General features: G+C 59.7%; 10 protein-coding genes. 3 read left to right on the top strand and 7 right to left on the bottom strand.

The window, feature by feature from the left end; all coding sequences use genetic code 11:
- Positions 1–12: 12 nt before the first annotated feature.
- Entirely contained in the window at positions 13–786 is a 774-nt protein-coding gene (locus ABDX87_RS26430) for a TSUP family transporter (protein WP_346833620.1), read from the top strand.
- On the opposite strand, the gene nudC is transcribed toward ABDX87_RS26430, so the two are convergent.
- Both nudC and ABDX87_RS26420 read right to left on the bottom strand, forming a co-directional pair.
- Positions 748–1,596: an NAD(+) diphosphatase gene (gene nudC, locus ABDX87_RS26425; RefSeq protein WP_346830543.1), complete on the bottom strand. Its 849-nt coding sequence runs from the start codon at positions 1,594–1,596 to the stop codon at positions 748–750. The two genes, ABDX87_RS26430 and nudC, sit on opposite strands and share 39 nt — an antisense overlap.
- 93 nt (positions 1,597–1,689) lie before the next feature.
- A complete protein-coding gene (locus tag ABDX87_RS26420) occupies positions 1,690–2,502 on the bottom strand; it encodes a crotonase/enoyl-CoA hydratase family protein (RefSeq protein WP_346830542.1) in 813 nt (270 codons plus the stop codon).
- Positions 2,503–2,735: 233 nt separating this feature from the next.
- Here ABDX87_RS26420 and ABDX87_RS26415 point away from each other — a divergent pair, with 233 nt between their 5' ends.
- A complete protein-coding gene (locus ABDX87_RS26415; protein ID WP_346830541.1) occupies positions 2,736–4,268 on the top strand; it encodes an ATPase domain-containing protein in 1,533 nt (510 codons plus the stop codon).
- A complete protein-coding gene (locus tag ABDX87_RS26410; protein WP_346830540.1) occupies positions 4,265–6,295 on the top strand; it encodes a response regulator in 2,031 nt (676 codons plus the stop codon). Before ABDX87_RS26415 ends, ABDX87_RS26410 begins: the two co-directional genes overlap by 4 nt.
- A 137-nt stretch (positions 6,296–6,432) precedes the next feature.
- Here the strand turns inward: ABDX87_RS26410 and ABDX87_RS26405 are convergent, their stop codons facing one another.
- The 5 genes from ABDX87_RS26405 to ABDX87_RS26385 all read right to left on the bottom strand — a co-directional run bounded on the left by ABDX87_RS26405 (position 6,433) and on the right by ABDX87_RS26385 (position 13,140).
- Positions 6,433–6,810: a response regulator gene (locus ABDX87_RS26405; protein ID WP_062381871.1), complete on the bottom strand. Its 378-nt coding sequence runs from the start codon at positions 6,808–6,810 to the stop codon at positions 6,433–6,435.
- Positions 6,811–6,977: 167 nt separating this feature from the next.
- On the bottom strand, positions 6,978–8,159 hold the full coding sequence (locus ABDX87_RS26400) for a hybrid sensor histidine kinase/response regulator (RefSeq protein WP_346830539.1): 1,182 nt from the start codon (positions 8,157–8,159) through the stop codon (positions 6,978–6,980).
- Complete coding sequence (locus ABDX87_RS26395) at positions 8,153–8,770, bottom strand: chemotaxis protein CheB (protein WP_346830538.1); 618 nt, start codon at positions 8,768–8,770, stop codon at positions 8,153–8,155. The genes ABDX87_RS26400 and ABDX87_RS26395 overlap by 7 nt, the downstream gene beginning before the upstream one ends.
- A complete protein-coding gene (locus ABDX87_RS26390) occupies positions 8,767–9,588 on the bottom strand; it encodes a CheR family methyltransferase (RefSeq protein WP_346830537.1) in 822 nt (273 codons plus the stop codon). Before ABDX87_RS26390 ends, ABDX87_RS26395 begins: the two co-directional genes overlap by 4 nt.
- 48 nt (positions 9,589–9,636) lie before the next feature.
- Positions 9,637–13,140: a response regulator gene (locus ABDX87_RS26385; protein WP_346830536.1), complete on the bottom strand. Its 3,504-nt coding sequence runs from the start codon at positions 13,138–13,140 to the stop codon at positions 9,637–9,639.
- Positions 13,141–13,208 lie beyond the last annotated feature (68 nt).

Raw genomic sequence — 13,208 nt, 5'->3', positions numbered from 1 at the left:
AAGCCCATGTCCATGCCGTTTGAACTGACCGTTGAACCCACCACGCTCGTGGTACTCGCCCTCGTCGCCTTCGTGGCCGGCTTCATCGATGCCATTGCCGGAGGCGGAGGTCTATTGACCACCCCTGCCCTGCTCACCGCCGGCCTGCCGCCGCATCTGGTGCTGGGCACCAACAAGCTCAGCTCGACCTTCGGCTCGGCGACTGCAGGGTTCACGTTCTATCGGCGCAAGCTGTTTCACCCCGGGCAATGGAAGCGCGGGCTGATCGGCACTGCGGTCGGTTCCTTGATCGGTGCAGTGGTCGCGCATTATCTACCGGCCGAGCTCTTGAACCAGATGCTCCCGGTGATCGTATTCGGCTGCGGGCTCTATTTGTTGTTTGGTGGAACACCGAAGGCGCCGCTGGACAGCAACGCGCCGATCAAGACCCAATGGCAACTGCCGCAAGGCCTCGGGTTGGGGTTTTACGATGGCGTAGCAGGCCCGGGCACGGGTGCGTTCTGGACGGTGAGCACGTTGCTGATGTACCCGGTCGATCTGGTCAAGGCCAGCGGCGTGGCGCGAAGCATGAACTTCGTCAGCAACGCGGCCGCGCTGACGATATTCGCGATCAACGGGTCCGTGGACTGGGCCATCGGCCTTTGCATGGGTTCAGCCCTGATGGTCGGCGCTTTTCTGGGCGCCAGAACGGCCATTCAGGGCGGCGCGAAGTTCATCCGCCCTGTTTTCATCACCGTCGTACTGGGATTAACCGTCCGCCTGGCCTGGCAGCACTGGTTCCACTGAGCCAAAGCGCTGGGCCAGATACAGATCAATCAGGTAACGCGCAATAGAGCGGCTGGCTGGTAATGGCGGCATGTCATGGATGCTGAACCATTGCGCGTCCTCGATCTCGTCCACCTGCGGCACTATCTCGCCACTGTCGTATTCGGCATGAAAGCCCAGCATCATCGAGTGCGGGAACGGCCAGCACTGGCTGCCCTTGTACTGGATATTCTTGACCTTGATCTGCACCTCTTCCATGACCTCACGCCGCACGCAATCTTCGGCGGACTCGCCAGGCTCTGCGAACCCCGCCAGCGTGCTGTAGACACCCGGCACGAAGCGCGGCGAACGGGCCAGCAACACCTGATCGCCACGGGTGATCAACACAATCATGCTCGGTGAGATTCTCGGGTACGAACGCAGGTCACAGTCCTTGCAGTACATCGCGCGCTCACCCGGCACTTGCTGCATCGGCTGACCGCAACTGCCGCAGAACCGATGTTCGCGCGCCCAGGTGCTGATCTGCGCGGCATAGCCGAGCTTCTGAAAGACATCGGCGTCGTCGGCCAGCATGAACTGGCGCAACGTCTGCCAACTCGTGCCTTCCAGTTCCACCGGATGCCTGAGAACCTGCACGTAGACAGGCTCACCGTCGAAATGCCCAATGCCGTGTTCGCTGATCAGCGGCAGCTCCTGGCGCTTTAACCATTCGCGGGGGAACATCACCCCGTTGTCGTCCCGCATAAAACCCTGATCACTGTGGACCACGGCCCACCCGCCTGCCGCCTGTGTATCCAGCACAGCGGTGGTCCAACGCCTGGGGCGTGTCATGAAAGCACTCCTCTAGTCAGCGACCTGTACCGCCCGAGGCTCTGCACGCGAGGCTCGACGGCGACAGGCGTCGGCGAAGATCGGGTTCGCCGGTCAATTATCGAAGACCGGTTTCTGTTTGCCCATGTGAGCAACCATCGCCAGCTTCAGGTCCGCCGATTGCAACATGGCAGCGTTCCATGTGGCAACGTATTCGAGACCGTCGTCCACGCTGTGATCACGCATATAACCGATCATGCGTTTGCTGCCGCTGATGGCGATGGGAGACTTGGCGGCAATTTCCCGGGCGATTTCGAAGACGCCGTCCAACAACTGAGGCAGACCGGCGAACGTGCGATTGACCAGACCAATGCGCAGCGCTTCGTCTGCCTTGACGTTGCGTCCGGTGTACGCCATCTCGCGCATCATGCCGTCGCCGATCAAGCGTGGCAGACGCTGCAGGGTGCCCACGTCGGCCGCCATCCCCATGTCGATCTCGCGAATGGAAAACAGCGCGTCGTCCGCCGCATAGCGCATGTCGCAGGCACTGATCAGGTCGATGGCGCCGCCGATGCAATAGCCCTGCACGGCGGCCAGCACCGGCTTGCTGCAACGGTCCACCACACTGAACGACTCCTGCATCTGCAGGATCTTGCGACGCAACAGCCGTGCGTTACGGCCTACATCCTTGCCCAGCTCATTGGCGACCGAGGCAAGCATCATCAGGTCGATGCCCGAGGAGAAATGCTTGCCCGCACCGCTGAGCACCACCACGCGCACAGCGTCCGTGTCTTCGATCCATTGAAAAATATCAATGATCTCGCTCCAGAACGCCGCGTTCATGGCGTTGATCTTCTCCGGGCGATTGATTTGCACGTGGGCGATGTGATCGGTGAGCTCGACCTTGAAAGCGCTGTAATCAGACACGGCGAGGATCCTTGAGTGGCCTGTGTGGGGTGAAATCCATGATGCCGGACTATATCAACAGCCAATAACCGTCGCAGGCCACGGTTGCGCCATTTGCCGGACTTCAACGGGCGTTTCGTCGGAACAGATTGCAATTTGCCATTGGAAAAACTGAACGGTTACAAGTGACTACGGTCCAGAGTGATGGCAGCGCAGAACCGGAACCCTCGGTCATCGCCGCTGCCAGGGGAGCCATGCAACGATCGGCGCCCACTCATTCTCAGGTCGCAAGAGGGCGATTCTTGACTACATCAAAAGCGGCAACCGGTATCGTGGGCCTGGACGACATCCTCGCGGGTGGACTTTCACGCAGTCATGTATTTCTTCTCGAAGGAGAACCCGGAACCGGCAAGACCACCGTTGCACTGCAGTTTTTGCTGGCAGGTGCGACGGCGGGAGAGCGCTGTCTTTACATCACGCTGTCTGAAACCGAGCGCGAGCTGCGCGACGGTGCACAATCCCATGGCTGGGATCTGGATGAACACATCGAGGTGTTCGAGCTGACGCCACCTGAAGACCTGCTCAATGCCGAACATCAGCAAAGCCTGCTGTATTCCTCCGACCTTGAATTGGGTGAAGCCACCCGCCAGATTTTCGAGGTCGTCGAACGGGTCAAGCCCAAGCGCGTGATCATCGACAGCCTGTCGGAAATCCGCCTGCTGGCGCAAAGCTCGTTGCGCTATCGCCGTCAGATCCTGGCGATCAAGCACTACTTCGCCCGGTACGACGCGACGGTGGTACTGCTCGATGACCTGACCACGGAATTGCTGGACAAGACCGTGCACAGCGTTGCCCACGGGGTGATTCGTCTCGAGGAGTTGACGCCCGGCTACGGTGCCGAGCGGCGGCGCCTGCGGGTGGTCAAGTACCGCGGTCAGAAATACCGTGGCGGCTACCACGACTTCAACATTATGGAAGACGGTATACATGTATTCCCACGCCTGGTGGCGGCCGAACACCGTAACCGATTCGCGAGCAGACAGCTGAGCAGCGGCAATCCGGCACTGGATGCATTGCTCGGGGGCGGTATCGACAGCGGTTCCAGCACGCTGATTCTGGGACCGGCAGGTACCGGCAAATCGCTGATCTCTCTGGTATTCGCTGCGTCGGCCGTGGCACGGGGCGAAAAGGTCGGGCTATTCATTTTCGATGAAGAACTGGGCTTGTTGTTCGAGCGGATGAAAAAGGTCGGTATCGACCTGGACGCCCTGCAGCGCACCGGCAACCTGCTGATCGAACAAGTCGATGCCGCCGAGTTGTCACCGGGCGAGTTTTCGCACCGCGTGCGTCGCAGTGTCGACGAGAAGCACATCAGTACTGTGGTCATCGACAGCCTCAATGGCTACCAGGCGGCGATGCCGGAAGAGAATGCGCTGGTGCTGCACATGCACGAACTGCTGCTGTACCTGAACCGTCAGGGCGCCTCGACGTTCATGACCGTGGCGCAGCACGGGCTGGTCGGCGACATGCGCACTCCCGTGGACATTACTTACCTGGCCGATACGGTCGTGCTGTTGCGTTATTTCGAAGCACTGGGCCAAGTGCGGCGCGCAATCTCCATCATTAAAAAACGCACCGGAACCCATGAATCGACCATTCGCGAATACCGCATCAGTGGCAACGGTTTGACCATCGGCGAGCCGCTGGAAGCCTTTCAGGGTGTGCTGCGCGGCGTGCCCCATTATTTCGGCGAGAGCAATCCGCTGCTGCGGGATGAGGAAGTGTGAGTACACCGGGACAGTTATCAGAACGCGCAGTGATCCTGGCGCCTCGCGGGAGGGACAGTCAGATTGCTTTGATGATTTTGCAGGAAGCAGGTTTCCCGGCACTCATCACCCATGACCTGGCCGGCCTGTGCAAGGAGCTTATCTCGGGCGCAGGCCTTGCCATCGTCGCCGACGAAGCCTTGCGCGGGGTCGATCTCAATCCTTTGCTGAGCCTGCTGGCTAACCAGCCCGCCTGGTCGGACCTCCCGATCGTACTCCTGACTCACCACGGGGGACCGGAGCAGAACCCTTCCGCGCGGCTGGGCAAGATGCTCGGCAATGTTACGTTTCTTGAACGTCCGTTTCACCCGGCAACCCTGGTCAGTCTGGTGACCACTGCCGTCAGAGGGCGGCGGCGTCAGTACGAGGCGCGCAGCCGCATGGAGGACCTCGCCGAAAGCGAGCGGCGTCTTCAGCACGCGCTGAAGGCAGGTCGTTTGGGTTCCTGGCAGCTGGAAGCCGAGTTTCTCGAACTGGACTGCTCGGACATCAGCAAGGTCCACTTCGGGCGCAATGAACAGTCGCCCTTTACCTATCACCAATGGCTGGAATCGGTGTTTCCCGAAGACCAGCCGCGCATGCAGTCCGCCTTGCAACGCAGCCTGGACACGGGCGATGATTTCATTATCGAGTTCAGGAACGTCTGGGCCGACGGCTCGCTGCACTGGGTGGACGTTCGTGCACGGGCCATCCGGGCACGCAATGGCCGGGTCAGTCTGCTGGCCGGCGTGACCTCGGACATCACCGAGCGAAAGCTTGCCGAAACCCAGCTGCGCCGGCTTAACGAAACCCTTGAGCAACAGGTCGAAGAGCGCACCTCGCAATTGCGGCATAACGAAGAAGTCTTGCGTCAATCGCAGAAGATGGAGGCCGTCGGGCAACTCACGGGCGGCATCGCTCACGACTTCAACAACATGCTGACCGGCATCATTGGCAGCCTGGAATTGCTCAGGCGCCGACTGGCTCGCGGCAAGACCGAAGACCTGGACGGCCTGATTGACCTGGGCGTGACCTCTGCCAATCGCGCCGCCGCCCTCACCCACCGCCTGCTGGCGTTCTCACGCCGCCAGTCGCTGGATTCCAAGCCGGTGGAGATGAATGAACTGGTCCATTCCATGGGCGAGTTGCTGCATCGCAGCGTCAACGAAAGCATTCGCCTGGACATGTGTCTGGAGCCGGAACTATGGACAGCCGAAGCCGACCCCAACCAGCTGGAAAGCGCCCTGCTCAACCTGGTGCTCAACGCCCGAGATGCCATGCCCAACGGTGGCATGCTGATGATCGAGACCTTCAACCGCAAGCTTGACCGCACCTTTACCAACGCGTACGAGAATCTGCTGCCGGGTGATTACGTCGTGCTCAGCGTGACCGACACCGGCTCCGGCATGCCGGAAAACGTGATCAGCCGTGCGTTCGATCCGTTCTTTACCACCAAGCCCATTGGCCAAGGGACCGGGCTCGGGTTATCGATGATCTACGGCTTCACCAAGCAGTCACACGGCCATGTGTCGATCGAAAGTCAGGTCGGACACGGCACCACGGTGCAACTGTTCCTCCCCCGCTTCCATGGCAGCAAGCAAGAGGACGAAACCGACGGCCATAGCCAGGAAGTCGAAGCCCGGGCGGGCGAAACCATTCTGATCGTCGAGGACGATCCGGCGGTGCGTGCGTTGGTGAGTCAGGTGCTGGGAGAGTTGGGGTATGCGTGGCTGGAAGCGGGAGACGCCGTGGGCGCAGTGCCGATTCTGGAGTCCACTCAGCGCATCGACCTGATGATCAGTGACGTCGGCCTGCCCGGCATGAACGGGCGCCAACTGGCCGACATCGGCCGCCAGATGCGCCCTGACCTGAAAGTGCTGTTCATCACCGGCTACGCGGAAAATGCCAGCGTACGCGCAGGCTTTCTCGACACCGGCATGCAGATGATCACCAAGCCGTTTGCATTCGACCAGCTGACCGCCAAGGTGCGGGAGATGATTGAGGACTGAGCGCTGAGGCGCTACGTGTGGCTACTGTAGGAGCGAATTTATTCGCGAATGGTCCGTACAGTCGATGACGCTCCATCGTCTGGACCATCTTCGCGAATGCATTCGCTCCCACAGCGGCCGCGGCGAGGTACGGCAAACTAATTCAACAACTGCTGAATCTGCGAGTGCAAGGTGTCCATGGTGAACGGCTTGGCCAGAATCGGTGCCTTGCGCGCGATCGGGCTGCCGGACTCGACGATTTCCGCCGGGTAGCCGCTGATGAAGATCACCTTCAGCTCGGGTCGCAACTTGACCGCAGGCTCGGCGATCATCACCCCTGATACCCCGCCTGGCAGACGGTAATCAGTGATCATCAGGTCCAGGTGCGGTTTGGTGGCGAGGATTTCGAATGCCTGTTCGCCATTTTCCGCCTGCAACACACGATACCCCTCGCCCGACAGGTAGTCGGAGAGCAGCATCAGAATCAGCGGCTCGTCTTCGACGATGAGGACGACATTTTCTGCATCAGAGCTCATTGGAACGCCTTCGATCTTATAAATAGCTGCCATTACGACCATGGGCCGCGCTGGAGGTTGCGCAGAAAAATCAGTTATTTATCTTAACGGTCATGAGTACCGGGCGCCGGTGTCAGAAAACCTGACCGGCACCGCTCTGGCCCGCACCTGTCAGGCCAGAATTCCGTTCAGAGAGGCAAGCTGACGCGGAACAGCGAACCACAGCCTTCGTCACTTTCCACGCTGATCGTGCCGCCGTGGGCCGCCACGATCTGATCGGAAATGAACAGCCCCAATCCCAGCCCAGACACCGCATGACTGGCCGACACCCGCTCGAACTGCTGGAAGATACGCTTCTGGTTCTCGGCACTGATGCCAATTCCCTGGTCCTTCACTTCCACCCGAGCTTCACTGCCCTCGCTGTACACGCGCACTTCGATGGGCTTGTGAGCGCCATAACGCAACGCGTTGGTCAACAGGTTCGCCACCACTTGCTCAATGCGGAACTCGTCCCAGACACCGATTACAGGCTCACTGGCGTGCAAAGTAACGACGCTCTCGGCTGCGGCAATCTGCGCGGCGTAGCTTTCCACCAGATTGACCACCAGCTCCGACAGATCGAACGGGCTGGTGCGGATCGACAGCTTTCCGGTCCGGATGCGCGACACATCGAGCATGTCCTCGATCAAGCGAATCAGGCTCTGGATCTGCCGCTCGTCGCGATCCACCATTGCCTTGAGCTTGTCCATGGTGAACGCCGACGCGTTGTCCTTGGCCAGGTGCAACTTGCGCAGCTGTGTTTCAAGGATCAGGCCGTTCAGCGGCGTGCGCACCTCGTGGGAAACGATCGACATGAAGTCGTCGCGCATCCGGATCGCGTGCTCGAGCTCATTCTGTGTCGATTTCAACTCACGCAGCAGCGCTTCCTGCTCCTGACGGCTGCGTTCAAGCTCCTCAACCTGCTGTTTCATCGCCTTGCGTTGGCGATACAGGTCGACGAACACGTTGACCTTGCTTTTCACCGCGTGGATATCCAGCGGTTTGTGCAGGAAGTCGACCGCGCCGCTTTCGTAGCCCTTGAAGGCATAGTTCAGTTCGCGCCCGGCGGCACTGACGAAGACGATCGGAATGCTCTTGGTCTTTTCAGTGCCGCGCATCATTTCGGCCAGCTCGAAGCCATTCATGCCAGGCATCTGAACATCGAGAATCGCCATGGCGAACTCGTGCTCCAGCAACAACGACAGCGCCTCGTCGGCTGACAGCGCCTTGTACACCTGGCGGTCTTCGCGTTTGATCAACGCTTCGAGCGCGAGCAGGTTTTCCGGCAGATCGTCGACGATCAGCAACTTCGCTTTGATTTCACTCAACATGCAATTCGTTCCAGCTCGACAAGCAACGGACCTATGTCGGGCAAAGGCAGGAGAAAGTCTGGTGTATGCAGGGCCAGCGCTGCGTCGGGCATGGTGCGCGCCAACGCCAGAGCCGGGTCCTGGACCACGGTAAGACCACCGTATTCCTTGATTCGTGCCATTCCTTGGGCTCCATCATTGTTGGCACCCGTCAACAACACCCCTGCGAGCCTGCCGTCATACGCATCGGCAGCCGACTCGAAGAGAAAATCGATACTGGGGCGCGAGTGATACACACGCTCCTCCTGACTGAACGACAGCGTGAAATCCGATTCCACAGAGAGGTGGTAACCGGGCGCCGCAAAGTACAGGGTACCGGGCGCGATGGATTCCTTGTCGTCCGCTTCCTTGACCGGTATCGCCAACTGCGCGCGGAACACGTCCGCCAGCAAGCTGCGGCGTTGCTCGGGCAGATGCAGGACCGCAATGATCGGCAGGCCGAACCCCTTGGGCAATGGCCGAAAAATGTTCAGCAGCGCCTCGACACCGCCCGCAGACGCGCCGACGACGATCGCGTCGACCTTGGGCAGCGCAGGCTGATCCGGGGCCTTGCCCGGAAAGGAAGTCCTCATGATTTTCGGTAGATCCGCTCTTGTTTGACCAAGGGCTCGAAGTGATCCTTATAGCCCGAAAATTCAAGGGTTTCCTTGCTGCCCAGGACCAGAAATCCGCGGTGACACAAGGACTCATGAAACAAACCGAACGCCCGGTCCTGCAGCTTCTTGTTGAAGTAGATCAGCACATTGCGACAGGAGATCAACTGGGTTTCGGAGAACACGCTGTCAGTGGCCAGGCTGTGGTCTGCGAAGGTCACGTTTTCCCGCAGGCTCTTGTCGAAAATCGCGTAATCGTACGCGGCCGTGTAGTACTCGGAAAACAACCGTTTGCCGCCCGCCTTGAGGTAATTCTCGTTGTACGCGCGAATGTTCTCCATGGAGAAAATGCCTTGCTTGGCTTTTTCCAGGGACGTCGGGTTGATGTCGGTCGCGTAGATGATCGTGCGGTCGAGCAGCCCTTCCTCACGCAACAGAATGGCCATCGAGTAAACCTCTTCACCCGTGCTGCAACCGGCAATCCAGATCTTCACCGAAGGGTAGGTCTTGAGCAGCGGCACCACTTCCTGACGGATCGCCAGGAAGTGGGTCGGGTCACGGAACATTTCGCTGACCGGTATCGTCAGGAACTGCAACAGCTGCATGAACGCCGAAGGGTCATGGAGCACACGTTCCTGCAAGGCGGAGATGGTCTTCAACTCGAACTGACGCAAGGCATGGGCAACGCGTCGTTTTACCGAGGCGCCCGAATAATCGCGAAAGTCGTAGCTGTACTTCAGATAGATCGCCTCGATCAACAAGCGCAATTCGATATCGGTATTTCGCTCATTGGCCATCAATAAAACCTGGTCTTTCTGCGGGCGTGGTCAATTGATCCGATCCATTCAGATACGTTCCATTTTCGGCAGCCACACGCGAATCAGCGAGAACAGACGATCCAGATCGATCGGCTTGGCCAGGTAGTCGTTCGATCCCGCCTGCATGCAGCGGTCCTGATCGTCCTTCATGGCCTTGGCGGTGACGGCGATGATCGGCAGCTTGCGCCAGCGTGGGTCTTTGCGGATCTCGGCGGTGGCCTCGTAACCGTCCATCTCGGGCATCATCACGTCCATCAACACCAGGTCGATGTCGTCAACCGTGTTGAGCTTCTCGATCGCTTCCAGGCCGTTTCGGCCGACCTCGACGATGGCGCCCTTATGCTCCAGCGCACTGGTCAAGGCGAAGATGTTGCGCACGTCGTCGTCGACCACGAGAATCTTGCGCCCCTCGAACACACGGTCGCGGCTGCGCGCGGTCTTGAGCATCTTCTGCCGCTCGTTCGAGAGTTGCGACTCGACCTTGTGCAGGAACAGGGTGACTTCGTCGAGCAGACGCTCCGGGGAGCGCGCGCCTTTGATGATGATCGTGCGCGAGTATTTGAGCAGCTCGGTTTCTTCATCACGGGTCAGGTTGCGACCGGTATAAACGATGACCGGGGGGAACGCACAGATCTCGTCGGTCGACATCCGCTTGAGCAGGTCATTGCCGAGCATGTCGGGCAGTTTCAGGTCGATGATCATGCAGTCATAGGCATTGTCGCGCAGCAACTCCAGCGCGTCCTGAGCGAAACCGACCGCCGTGATTTCAATGTCGTCATCGCCGATCAGGCGGGCAATGCTGTCGCGCTGCAACGCATCGTCCTCGACCAGCAGCACGCGCTTGACCTTCTGCGTCAGCTTGGCTTCCAGGCGTGCGAACACGTCCTTGAGCTCCTCGCGCGTGGTCGGTTTGACCGCATAGCCGATGGCACCCATCTGCAACGCCGCTTCCTGACGGTCTTCGACGGAGATGACATGCACCGGAATGTGCCGGGTGCTCGGCATCTCTTTCAGGCGCTGCAATACGGTCAGCCCGGAATGGTCCGGCAGACGCATGTCGAGGAGGATGGCATCGGGCAAGAAGCTCGACGCCAGATCGAACCCTTCGTCTGCGCCATGGGCGACCAGGCAGTTGTACCCCAACTCGTGCGCCAGGTCGTAAAGAATGTGGGCAAAACGCACCTCATCCTCGATCACCAGAATGCAACGCTTGTTGAACGGGGCCCGGTCGCGGTCATCGGCAAATCGCGGAATAGGCTGGCTGACCGGGACTGGCGCCGGAGCCGGAGCCGGGGCGACGGGCGCTGGCTTCGGTGCAACCTGAACCGCAGCGGGGGGCACTTCCACATACTGGCTCAGCGAATGTTCCATATACTGCTCAGGCAGCACGAGGGTGAAAATACTGCCCTGTTCAGGCGCGCTGGTGACCGAAATCGAACCGCCCAGCAGCTTGGCCAGGTCGCGGGAAATCGACAAACCCAGGCCCGTGCCGCCATAGCGACGGTTGGTGGTCCCGTCGGCCTGCCGGAAGGCTTCGAAAATGCTTTCCTGCTGGTCTTCGGCGATACCGATACCGGAGTCGCGCACGGTGAAGGCGATGCCTTCGCCCGGCTGACGCGACACGGTCAGGCTGACCGCGCCCGTTTCAGTGAACTTGATCGCGTTGGAAAGCAGATTCTTCAGGATCTGCTCCAGACGTTGGCGATCCGTGTACAGCGACACGGGCGCGCCTGGCTGCACTTCTACCGAGAATTGCAGATGCTTGTCAGCGGCCAGCGGCTCGAACGTCATGCGCAAGCCATCGACCAGACGACTGACGCTGCTGTTTTCCGGGCGCACATCGAGCTTGCCCGCCTCGACCTTCGAGATGTCGAGAATGTCGTTGATCAGGTTCAGCAGGTCGTTGCCGGCCGAATAGATCGATTCGGCAAACTTGACCTGCTCCTCGGTGAGGTTCTCTTGCGGGTTCTCGGCCAGCAGCTTGGCAAGGATCAACGAGCTGTTCAGCGGCGTGCGCAGCTCGTGTGACATGTTTGCGAGGAATTCGGACTTGTACTTGCTCGACCGCTGCAGCTCGTCGGCGCGCGCCTCGAGTTCGACCTGCGCAATGCTCAGCTCTTCGTTGTTGCGGTCCAGCGCATCACGCTGCTCTGCCAGCGCTTTGCCTTGCTCGGCCAACTGTTCGTTGGTCTGCTCAAGCTCCGCTTGTTGCGTTTCCAGGTGCGCCTGGGACTCCTTGAGGATCCGCGATTGCTCTTCCAGTTCCTCGTTGGCGGTGCGCAGCTCTTCCTGTTGCACCTGCAGCTCCTCATTGAGCTGCTGGGTTTCAGCCAGCACCTCCTGAAGACGCTGACGATAGCGCGCCGCTTCGATGGACGTTCCGACGTTCTCAGCCACCAGTTCAAGGAATTCGAGGTCACGCGGGGTCAGCTCGCGCAGGAAGCCCAGCTCGATCACGCCGTTGACCTGATCGTCGTTGCTGGTCGGCACCACCACCACGCTTCGCGGGGAACCGTCGCCCAGGCCCGAAGTGACCTTGAAGTAATCCAGCGGCACATCGTTGAGCGTAACGATCCGGTCCTGCTCGGCCGCCTTGCCCACAACGCCCTCACCGTTGTGGATCGACTGTTCCTGCAGTTCCTGCTGACGCGAAAACCCATAAGAAGCCACACGGACCAGCCCGCCGTGCTCCTGACGCACGTAAACCGCCGCCACCACGACGCCGAGGTATTGAGCGAAGAACTGCAGAATGTTGCGCCCCAGCAGGTTCAACGTCAGTTGCCCGATCACTTGCTCGGCGAGCTGGCTCTGACCGTCGCGCAACCAGGCAACCTGCGCCAGACGCTCGGCGTCTTCCTGTTGAGCCTTGAGATTGGCGGTATAGGTGTTGGACAACGCGGTCAGGTCCCGACGCCCGACCCACGCGAGGATACCGCTGACAATCAGGATGAACGCGATGTAGAGCGTAACCGCCAGGACCGTGGTATGAGTGACATCGCTATTGCGCGTCAGGCGCAACTGATGCTCGATATTCGTTGCCTGATCGTACTGTTCACGAATTTCGTCGGCCAGCCGCTTGCCCCGGCGGTTTTGAATCGGTGTCGCGTAATCGCCGTTGGTACGACGCAGGGTGATCATTTCCTGTGCAAACTGATTCCACGTCTCTTGCATCGCCGCCAGACGCTTGAAGCGGTCAACTTGATCGGGGTTGTCCGCCACCAGGTCTTCCAGGCCTTTGAGCTCGGCAATGATGCTCGGCTTGGCGACTTCGTAGGGATCGAGGAAGCGCTCATCGCCCGTCAACAGGAAACCGCGCATGCCGGTCTCCATGTCCACCGACAACTTCAAGGAGCGGTTAATGTTGTTGATCACCCTGTCAGTGTGTTCGACCCACTGGATGACCGACAGCAGGTAGGAGATCAGTACGACGAAAAAAACGCCGCTGAGCACACCGACCGCCAAAGGCAAACTGACGTTGCGGCTTAGAAGTTTGCGGAAACGTTGCTCATCGACTGCAGAGTTTTGGATCATCGCAAGGCCCCAGGGCGAATTCGTCTAAACGACGGAGTTTGCCGTAAACTTCAGCAAAAAACTCCAGC

The organism is Pseudomonas abietaniphila, assembly GCF_039697315.1.
GTDB lineage: Bacteria > Pseudomonadota > Gammaproteobacteria > Pseudomonadales > Pseudomonadaceae > Aquipseudomonas > Aquipseudomonas abietaniphila_B.
Note: the sequence above shows the minus strand (reverse complement) of the source record. Positions and strands in the feature narration are given on the sequence as shown.

What these genes read in the sequence shown, in the direction of transcription:
- ABDX87_RS26395 (WP_346830538.1), bottom strand. Translation starts at nt 8,770, where the DNA reads ATGAGGACTTCCTTTCCGGGCAAGGCCCCGGATCAGCCTGCGCTGCCC.
- ABDX87_RS26415 (WP_346830541.1), top strand. Translation starts at nt 2,736, where the DNA reads ATGCAACGATCGGCGCCCACTCATTCTCAGGTCGCAAGAGGGCGATTC.
- ABDX87_RS26385 (WP_346830536.1), bottom strand. Translation starts at nt 13,140, where the DNA reads ATGATCCAAAACTCTGCAGTCGATGAGCAACGTTTCCGCAAACTTCTA.
- nudC (WP_346830543.1), bottom strand. Translation starts at nt 1,596, where the DNA reads ATGACACGCCCCAGGCGTTGGACCACCGCTGTGCTGGATACACAGGCG.
- ABDX87_RS26400 (WP_346830539.1), bottom strand. Translation starts at nt 8,159, where the DNA reads ATGTTGAGTGAAATCAAAGCGAAGTTGCTGATCGTCGACGATCTGCCG.
- ABDX87_RS26430 (WP_346833620.1), top strand. Translation starts at nt 13, where the DNA reads ATGCCGTTTGAACTGACCGTTGAACCCACCACGCTCGTGGTACTCGCC.
- ABDX87_RS26390 (WP_346830537.1), bottom strand. Translation starts at nt 9,588, where the DNA reads ATGGCCAATGAGCGAAATACCGATATCGAATTGCGCTTGTTGATCGAG.
- ABDX87_RS26405 (WP_062381871.1), bottom strand. Translation starts at nt 6,810, where the DNA reads ATGAGCTCTGATGCAGAAAATGTCGTCCTCATCGTCGAAGACGAGCCG.